The sequence below is a fragment of the Frankia sp. Cppng1_Ct_nod genome, assembly GCF_920656135.1.
GTDB classification, from domain to species: domain Bacteria; phylum Actinomycetota; class Actinomycetes; order Frankiales; family Frankiaceae; genus Protofrankia; species Protofrankia meridionalis.
The window spans coordinates 1-8837 of sequence record NZ_CAKKTK010000120.1; the positions used below are offsets into that span (position 1 = coordinate 1).

Here is an 8837-nt window from a genome sequence, read left to right on the forward strand (position 1 = left end):
CTGCTGGCCCTGCCGGAGGTGGCCGCGCCCGCGGCCGCACCGACTCCGCTTGCCCACGCCGGCTGGATGGCGTCCGTAGGGGTGCCATGGCTGCTCGCCCGGCCGGCCGCGCCGATCCGCCGCCGGGTCCATGTAACCGAAGGCGTCCGTACCACTCCCATGAGGCACATGACCGGTCCGGGGTGGACCCTTCCAGGGACCACCAACCTGTTGCCGACCGTCGATCAGATGTGACCCGGAGCAATCTGGACGAGGATCGTCGCAGGACAGGGCCATTATTCCTTACCGTAGGCATGGTGATATGCGGCCAGGCTGCCTCGCCCCGGTCAGGGGCGCTCACCGGATGGGGTAACGCGTGGCTCGCCGGGCTCGTCAGCACCGACGAGGCGATCACCCAGATCCGCGAAGGTTCCGGTGGGCCGGGCGCCCCCCACACCATCGACGACCAGGGCCTCGCCCTCGGACTCGGCTGGCTGCGCACCGTCGGCGCACAACGGCTACGGCTCGTCCTGCCCGTCCCCGGGGACGTCAGCGGCCTTCCCGGGCCGGCGGAGGCCAACCGGGAAGCCCTTGCCGCCGGTGAGGCGGTCGTCGTGGTGGGCCCCGTCCCACCGCTGGTGCTGGTGCCGTCGGTGACCGCGCACGGGCCGGTGGTCGAAGGCGGCCTCGAGTCGGTGCACTGGCACTCGGCCACCGGTGCCCGCCTGCCGCCGCCACCGTCCCCGCTGCGGGCCGCGGAACACGAGCTCAACCACGCCATCCGGACCGCGACCGCCGCGCTGCTGCACCTCGACCGCGCGATGGCCCGGCCGGAGGTGCTCTCCGCGCTGCGTGACCGCCACGAGGACGAGCCCGTCCCGCTGCTCGCACCGGGCTATCCGCCGTCCGCGCACGCGCTGCTGGCGCGGGCGGTACGGGTCGCGGGTCTGATCGACCTGGCCGCCCGCGACGACGGGGCGGCGGTCACCGCCGAGGAGATCGGACGGCGTTCGACCACCCTGCGCGCACTGTCCGCGGCGGTCCGCCGGGCCTGCGAATCGGCCTACGACGCCTTCGACCCCTCGCAGTCGATGGCCCGATAGGCGCACCCGGCTGCGGGAACCGCCCGACGGACAGGACCCGTCACCGGCCGGGCGCGACCGCGCGCATCACGTCCTCGGCACAGTCCCCCCAGCCGAAGCCCACGACAACCACGGTTGTGGCTCCCGCGTCCGCGTAGCGTTGGATGCCGGCCCGGCACTGCTCCGGCGTGCCGTGGACGATGAGCTGGTCGACGACCTCGTCCGGAATCGCCGCGAGCGCGCCGCGCCGGTCGCCCGCCGCCCACGCCTCCCACATCGGGGTGAGCAGTTTCTCCCGCCCGAGCCAACGCTGGTAGGCGGCGTAGACCTCCACGTTGAGGTAGGCGGCGATCATCCGCCGGGCCTCGGTACGCAGCCGCTCGAGGTCGGGGTTGGTCGAGACGAAGACCTTGCAGACGATCTCCTTGCCCGGGTCGACCTGGGGGCGCACGGTGTCGCGCAGGTCATCCGCGGACAGCCAGTTCAGGATCACTCCGTCGGCTTCCCGCGACGCCATCCGCAGCATGCCCGGCCGCAGTGCGGCGACCAGGATCGCCGGTGGTACCTCGGGAAGCAGCCCGAGGCGGAAGCCACGCACGGTGAACGTGTCGAACGCCGCATCGACCCGCTCACCGGCGAACGCCTGCCTCAGGAAACGGACGACGTCACGGGTGTGCTTGTACGGTTCGACGAACGAGATGCCGTTCCAGCCCTGGACCATGGGCTTGGACGATGCCCCGATGCCCAGCGCGAACCGCCCGGGTGCGGCGTCGGCGAGGGTGGCCGCGGTCATCGCGAGCAACGCCGGCCCACGGGTGTAGACGGGCAGGATGGCCGTGCCCAGGCGCGCGGTGGGCACCCAGGACGAGGTGAGCGCCAGCGGGACGATGCCGTCGGTGGTGTCCGCCTCGGCGGACCAGAAGTCGGTGTAGCCACGCTCGGACAGCTCCACGAACAGGTCGCGGCTGGCGTTCAGCGGAACACCCAGCACAGGAAGGTGGACCCCGTAGCGGGCCGCCTGTGCCACACCGCCGCCGATCGCACCGTTGCTTGTTGCCACGAGTCGGGACCTCGTATCTGAACCTCAGTTGAGCCGCGGGCAGAAGTGTCCGGACGGACCGTCCGGACGTCCGCACAGCACGCACGGTGGCCGACCAGCCGCCACGATACTGCGGGCCCGTTCGACGAACGCCGTTGTCTGGTCAAGCGACAACGACACCTGCAGGGTGTCGAGCTCGGCGTCCCCTTCGGTCCGGGCCGGGCCACCGGGCGCCGTCCCGGCGGCCTCCACGAGTACCCGCTTGCCGTCCCAGGACACGGTGAGCTGGCCGAGGTGGAAGTCCTCCTCGAAGGGTGCGTCCAGCGGCGCGAGATCGACGTAGATCTCCCGTGCTTCGGGCAGGTCGACCCCGGCCGCCCGGCGTACCTGGGTGAGCAGCGTCGTCAGCCCCTCCGCCAGTGCGCTCACCTCGGCCTTCTCAAGGCCTACGGTGACGACCTGTCCACGCGAGCTGGCCTGCAGGTAGAAGTCACGTTCACCGGGCTGGCCGACGGTTCCGACCACGAAACGGTCCGGCGAATCGAACACGTACCGTTGCTGCTGGTACACCTCGTCCCTCCTCGCGGTACTACCTCGGTCAACAGTCAACGTCCTGTCGTCGGGTGTTCGTCCAGGGCAACGCCGGTGACGGCCGGTCCTGCCGTCGGATCGCCGTGGTGCGGCTCCTCGTCCGCCGCGGTACCAGCCGCGGCCGGGCGCCGCGCTCGTGGGGCGCAGCACCGCGGCGGACACACGTCATGGCTCGGTCCGAGCTCGCTCAGGGCCGCCCGCGAGACGTCACCGCGCCTGCGCTCGTCCAGCAGTTCCCGGACCATCGCGACGAACCGGCGGTCGGTCCCGACCGTGGCCGCGCGCCGGAAGGTCAGGCCGGCCGCTTCGGCACGCCCGGACGCCTCCACATCGAGATCATAAACGATCTCCATGTGGTCGCTGACGAACCCGGTCGGCACCACCACGACCGACCGGGTGGTGCCGACCGCGGCCAGACCGGCCAGGTGGTCACCGACGTCCGGGGTGAGCCAGGGGACCTCCGGCGGTCCGCTGCGGCTGACATAGGCAAGATCGTAGGGGTGGCGACGGCCGGTACGCGACGCCACCCTGTCCGCGATCACGGCGGCGGTGGCCGCGAACTGCCGCGGGTAGGAGTCGCCGTCCGGGCCGCTGGCCGCGGACTGCGCGAGGGGGATCGAATGGGCGACGAAGACCAACCGCGCGGTGTCCCGCAGAGATCTCGTGATGGTCTCCAACGCGGCCACGACATTGTCGACCATGGGCAGGACAAAGCCGGGATGGTCGAAGTAGTGCCTCAGTTTGATCAGCTCCGGCGCGCCCGGTCCGACCTCGGCCCGCGCGTCCGCCAGGTTCTCCCGGTACTGACGGCACCCGGAGTAGGAGGCGTAGGCGGACGTCACGAAGCAGGCCGCCCGCCGGATACCGTCCTGGCGCATCCGTTCGAGCGCGTCGGTGAGGAACGGAGACCAGTTGCGATTGCCCCAGTAGACGGGCAGCGGCGCAAGCTCGGTGGCGAGCGCCGTCAGCAACGCCTCGTTCTGGTCGTTGATCGGGCTACGGCCACCGAACCGGTGGTAGTGCGCGGCGACCTCGGCCAGCCGCTCGTCGGGGACGCCCCGCCCCCGGGTGACGTTACGCAGGAAAGCCATGACGTCCGCCGGAGCCCGGGGCCCGCCGAAGGAAACCAGCAGCAGTGCGTCGATCGCCGTTGGCTGGGCACCGGTGGGTTCGGCACCGGTGGGTTCGCATCGGCCCGATGCGGACCGTCTTTCGCTCGACACGCCGCAATCGTCTCCCGTGCCCATGGCGTGGTGCATCCCGGGCCGGTATCTCGGGGCGATCCGTCCGAGATGGGCGCCGCGCCTCGGACCGGAAACACCTCAGACCACAAGCGCCTCAGCCGAATCGGGGTCGCAGCTCGCTGACGTACTCCGGAAAGTAAGTCGGGATCACCGATAGGTCGAAGGTACGCAGGATCGCGCCCGCCGGTTCCCGCGCCAGCAGGAACGCGAACGACTCGCGGACCAGCGCGGACGTTGTCGCCTGGTCCGGATCGGCAAGCGCGAGGTCCGCAAGAATAGCGTCACCGACAGTAACCTGGAAGTGGAACGCCCGTCCCTCGACGTCACCAGCCGTCTCCTCGGCGATCTCGACGTCGAACGCACGAGCGTCCCGTGGCTCCACCCGTATCACGCTCATCCGGCCCACCTCACGACTCGTGGTCGTCAGTGCCCCATGCCGAGCCCGCCGTCCACCGGGATCAGCGCTCCGGTGATGAAGGACGCCTGCGTCGACGCCAGGAACACCACCAGTGCGGCCACGTCCTCCGGCTCACCCATCCGCCGGACCGGCACCTGCGTGACGATGTTATCCCGCTGAGCGTCGGTGAGCGCGTCGGTCATGTCCGTGTGGATCGGGCCGGGAGCGACCACGTTGGAGGTGATGCCGCGGGGGGCGAGCTCGCGGGCCAACGACCGGGAGAACCCGATCAGGCCCGCCTTGGACGCCGCGTAGTTCGCCTGCCCGGGCCCACCCATCATCGCGGAGACCGACGAGATGAAGATCAGCCGTCCACGTCGCATCCGCAGCATGGGCCGAGCCGCCCGCTTCGCCACCCGGTACGCGCCGAGCAGGTTGGTGTCGACGACCTCCCGCATCGCATCCTCGCTCATGGTGAGCAGAAGCGTGTCGCGGGTGATCCCAGCGTTGGACACGAGCACCTCGACCGGCCCGAGTTCCGCTTCCACCTCGGCAAACGCCTTGTCGACGCCCTCCGCGCTGGTGACGTCCAACCGGACGCCGTACATCCCGGCAGGGGCCTCTCCCCCACGGCTCGCGACGGCCACCCGGTCGCCGGATGCCGCCAGCGCGGCCGCGCACGCGGCGCCGATCCCTCGATTGCCCCCGGTCACAAGCACTACACGTCCCTGGTCCTCCACCATGGGTCGGATGGTAACCGGCGCATGTCACGGTCAGAGGTATTCACTTTGAGTGACACACCGAACCCGCTCGACGGTGGACATCGTATGGCTTCCGTCCCTGCCCGGGCGGACGCTTCACGAGATGATGCTCCGGTGCGCCTGACGATCAGAGTTCGCCCGGGATCGGCCCGGACGTCGGTTGGCGGCCATCAGATGGGCGGCCATCAGATGGGCGGCCGCCACGAGACATCCGCCGGCGACACGTCGGGCGAGGCCGGGATGCTGATCGTGCGGGTCACCGCCCCCGCTGTGGACGGCCGGGCAACCGAGTCTGCGCTGCGGGCGCTCGCCACAGCCTTCGGCGTGCGCCGCCGCGAGGTCGTGCTGGTCCGGGGCTCGACAAGCCGTACGAAGATCGTTGAAATCGGCGGAATGCCCGAACCCGCGTTGCGTACCCGCCTGGCCGAACTACGCGCCCCGCCGGGTGACCCCGCCGGGTGACGCCCATCCGGCACAACCTTCACCACCGGCAGATCGTCCGGACAGTGGACAGGTCGCGTCTTCATGGATCTCGTCATGGATCTCGTCATGGACGGAGGCCAGGTTGCTGCAGTCACCGGCGCAGCACGTCACCGGAACCGAACCACTGGACCTGCGCGCCCTCACGGAGATCGAGCGGCGGTTACGCGGGCTCGCGACCGCGGTCGCCGACACCGCGGTCGCCGACACCGCGGTGTCGAGCATCGTCACCGTGCTGTGGTTCGACGCGCTGCGCGCCGGTGACCGGGTGTGGGTGCCGCCGGGTGCCTTCCCGCTGGTGGACGCGGCCCACCGTCTGCTCGGCCGCTCCGACCTGGCAGAGCTCGCAACCTTGACGGGCCGCGCCGGGCCCACCGTGACGGTGTGGGCGGCGATCGCGGCGCGGTTGCGCGCCGGGCATCCCGGTCTGGGCTGGTCCGGACGCCAGATCTGCCTGCTTGACCATGCCCGACTGGTCGACGGCTCGCACTGGGAGTCCGTGACCGATCCGCGGGTCCGCAACCTCGGCGAACTGCTGTGGGTGGTCACGGTCCGCACCCCCGCGACCGCGGCGATCGCCACCGAGACGGGGGTCGCCGGCCAGGCCGGCTTCTTCACGTCCGCCGGTTGGCAGGTACTGACCGTCGGCTATGGACGAGCGCTGTCGGCCCTGTTCCACCGGCCCGGCGGCCAGGCGCTGCGGCACCGGCTCGACGGGATGACCAGCGCCGACCACGAGGTCCTCGTGCGGTCACGAGGACCGAAACTGCGCCGCGGCCTCGCCGGTCACGAGCCGTCCGGCGCCGGTATCACGCGGCTGCTCGACGAGCTGTCCGATGACGAGATCGCCACAGCGCTGCGAGATGTCGGCGGCAACGACCTGCCCCTGCTGGTGGACGCGTTCGACGAGGTCGACCCGACCCGTCCGACCGTCCTGTTCGTGCACGTCGGCGAACGGCCCGACGCGGCGATCGGGCCCCGGTCCGACGAGGTGTGGGAGCCGCCGCCGGCCGACAGCCCGGCCTTCCGCCTGGCCGCCCGCATCGGGCAGCGCATCGGACGCCGGCCGGTCGACCTGGCGCCCGCGCCGGCCGTCCCGGCGGAGCTGGACCGGTCCTACCTCGGACGGGTCTCGACCCTGGCCGCGTTCGGTACCCTCCTGCGCGATCTCGCGGGCAGCGCTCCGGCCGTGGCCTCCCGGATGGTCACAGCCGCCACGGCCGATGCCGTCTCGGCGCTGACCGGCTGGATGGCCGCCACGGGCACCTGGTCAACGGGCTCGCCCACCGGGCAGGACGGACGCCCCGGCCGGCACCTGGCCGAGTCCGCCTCACCCGGGATACTCGGCGACCTGCTCGGCGGGCTGGGCTCGACCTGGCACACGCTCGGCCGGCCCGTCCTCCCGATCGGCGTGACGGGCGGCACGGGCGGCGACCGGGCGCTGGCGGGTTGGTGCGCCCGGACCGCCCCTGGCGCCCAGTCCGTCCTTGTCGTGCTCACCGACCCGTCCGCCGCGAACGTGGGCTCCCCGTCCGCCGCAGATGCCACGGTGGTCGACTGGGAACCCGCGTTCGCCCAGGACCTTGCCTGGTGCACGCTGGAGGCGATCGGTCGGCTCGGCCGGCCGGACGGCCACTCGACCGTCCTGCGGGTCTCGCCGTGCCCGCTCGAGCAGGCACTGGCCGCGATACCCACGCAGGCGGCCGGGCGGGCACGGCGGCGGGCACAGGTACTGGCCGGCGGTTACCGGCTGCGCAGCGGGGGAACCGACCCGGTGGTGACCCTGGTCGGCGTCGGCGCGGTCATGGCCGATGTTCTCGCCGCGGCCGACGAGCTGGCCGCCGGGCTGGGCCGCGGCGTCGGGGTGATCTGCCTGACCTCTCCCGGCCTGGTCTTCCAGGCCCTGCAGGCACGCCGCGGCCTGCGGGCAGGCACGGTCGCGATCCTCGACGAGATCTTCCCTGCCGACCGTCGCAGCCCGCTGGTCACCGTGACCGCCGGTGACCCTCGCACGCTGGGCTTCCTCGCCGGTGTCCACGGCGATCCCATCTCCACGCTGGGTTTCGGCATGGCGCTGCCGGTGGACGCGACCACGATCGTCGGCGCGGCCCTCGACCTGCTGGACGAGACCGAGGGCTGAGCGGTCGGTCGCCCGGCGGTGTCGTCAGTCGCCGAGGTAGGGCTGCGCGAGTCGGGCGCTCGCCCCACCGTCGACCGGCAGCGCGATACCGGTGACATTCGCCGACGCGTCCGACGCCAGCCACAGCACGGCCTCGGCGACGTCCTGGGCGGTCGACGTCCGGCCGAGGGGGATCTGCCGCTCGTAGCGGGCGAGCCGCTCGTCACCGCCGATCCGTCCGGTGAACCGTGGGCTGGCAACGGCTCCGGGCACGACAGCGTTCACCCGGACCCCGGCGGGTCCGTACTCGACCGCCGCGGAGCGCACCAGCTGCAGCACACCGGCCTTGGCCGTCCCGTAGGCGCCAGCTCCCGGCACCGCCGCGAGACCGGCACCGGAGGCCGTGACGATGATCGAGCCATGCCTGGCCGGCGCCATGACCCGCAGGGCCGCGCGGACGCAGAAGAAGTTGGCGTCGAGGTTGAGCGCGATCTCCGCATGCCATCCGGCATCGTCGACGGACGCCAACGGGCCCTGCGCGAGGCCGGCGCCCGCGTTGCTGTGGAGGATGTCGAGCCGTCCCCGCCTGGCCACGACTTCGTCGACGAGTCCGTCGACGAAGTCCGACCGGGTGACGTCCCCGGCGCGTTCCTCGGCGCTGCCCCCGTCGGCGTGCACCTGCGCGACCGTCTCCCTGGCCCGGTCGGCCGCGAGGTCGTTCACCACGACATGAGCGCCCCGAGCTGCGAGCAGGCGCGCGGTGGCCCGCCCGATCCCCGAACCGGCTCCGGTGACGATCGCCGTGCGGCCCTCAAGATGACCAGTCATTGCATCCACCTCCGTTGAACAAATCACCAGACCCACCGTGGAACCGGTCTTCCCCCATGCGCAGACCCCGCCGCGCCCGGTGGTCGACAGGCAGAAACCAGGCAGATAAGTTGACTCTAAGCAGATGGATCCGGGGCAGGACGGAGAACGGCGATGGCAGGGACACTTGCCGGGCGCAAGGCCCTCATCACCGGCGCGGGGCAGGGGATCGGTCGCGGGATCGCCCTCGCGTTCGCCGAACAGGGTGCGGCCGTCACCCTCGTCGGCCGCACCGAGTCGAAGCTGATCGAGGTGGCGAAGGAGATCCGGGACCTCGG

Annotated in this window: 11 protein-coding genes; 5 read left to right on the top strand and 6 right to left on the bottom strand. The window is 71.7% G+C overall.

Annotation, left to right across the window (positions count from 1 at the left end):
* On the top strand, positions 1-234 hold a 234-nt coding region (locus NBW77_RS21180; protein ID WP_250280214.1), incomplete at its 5' end, for a hypothetical protein.
* 59 nt (positions 235-293) lie between these two features.
* On the top strand, positions 294-1082 hold the full coding sequence (locus NBW77_RS21185; RefSeq protein WP_250280215.1) for an Rv1486c family protein: 789 nt from the start codon (positions 294-296) through the stop codon (positions 1080-1082).
* Between the two features lie 40 nt (positions 1083-1122).
* Here NBW77_RS21185 and NBW77_RS21190 read toward each other — a convergent pair whose 3' ends face one another.
* The 5 genes from NBW77_RS21190 to fabG all read right to left on the bottom strand — a co-directional run bounded on the left by NBW77_RS21190 (position 1123) and on the right by fabG (position 5075).
* Positions 1123-2121, bottom strand: coding sequence for an LLM class F420-dependent oxidoreductase (locus NBW77_RS21190; RefSeq protein ID WP_207386950.1), 999 nt, complete (start codon positions 2119-2121; stop codon positions 1123-1125).
* Positions 2122-2145: 24 nt separating this feature from the next.
* Positions 2146-2670 (bottom strand): DUF3090 family protein, encoded by a 525-nt coding sequence (locus tag NBW77_RS21195; RefSeq protein ID WP_131746401.1) that lies wholly within the window; start codon positions 2668-2670, stop codon positions 2146-2148.
* Positions 2671-2705: 35 nt separating this feature from the next.
* The gene (locus tag NBW77_RS21200) at positions 2706-3836 is read right to left on the bottom strand and encodes a ferrochelatase (RefSeq protein WP_242605772.1); all 1131 of its coding nucleotides are present in this window, start codon (positions 3834-3836) and stop codon (positions 2706-2708) included.
* Between the two features lie 193 nt (positions 3837-4029).
* Positions 4030-4332, bottom strand: coding sequence for a hypothetical protein (locus NBW77_RS21205; protein ID WP_131746399.1), 303 nt, complete (start codon positions 4330-4332; stop codon positions 4030-4032).
* A 26-nt stretch (positions 4333-4358) separates the two neighbouring features.
* A complete protein-coding gene (fabG, locus tag NBW77_RS21210; RefSeq protein ID WP_131746398.1) occupies positions 4359-5075 on the bottom strand; it encodes a 3-oxoacyl-ACP reductase FabG in 717 nt (238 codons plus the stop codon).
* Positions 5076-5159: 84 nt separating this feature from the next.
* On the opposite strand from fabG, the gene NBW77_RS21215 reads away from it, so the two are divergent.
* Positions 5160-5555, top strand: coding sequence for a DUF167 domain-containing protein (locus tag NBW77_RS21215; RefSeq protein WP_284346975.1), 396 nt, complete (start codon positions 5160-5162; stop codon positions 5553-5555).
* A gap of 103 nt (positions 5556-5658) precedes the next feature.
* Positions 5659-7713, top strand: a complete 2055-nt coding sequence (locus tag NBW77_RS21220; RefSeq protein WP_250280216.1) for a pyruvate dehydrogenase — start codon at positions 5659-5661, stop codon at positions 7711-7713.
* A gap of 24 nt (positions 7714-7737) precedes the next feature.
* On the opposite strand, the gene NBW77_RS21225 is transcribed toward NBW77_RS21220, so the two are convergent.
* The gene (locus NBW77_RS21225) at positions 7738-8520 is read right to left on the bottom strand and encodes an SDR family NAD(P)-dependent oxidoreductase (RefSeq protein WP_131746394.1); all 783 of its coding nucleotides are present in this window, start codon (positions 8518-8520) and stop codon (positions 7738-7740) included.
* A 153-nt stretch (positions 8521-8673) separates the two neighbouring features.
* Here NBW77_RS21225 and NBW77_RS21230 point away from each other — a divergent pair.
* Positions 8674-8837 (top strand): SDR family NAD(P)-dependent oxidoreductase (locus tag NBW77_RS21230; protein WP_250280217.1); only part of this gene is annotated, 164 nt, incomplete at its 3' end.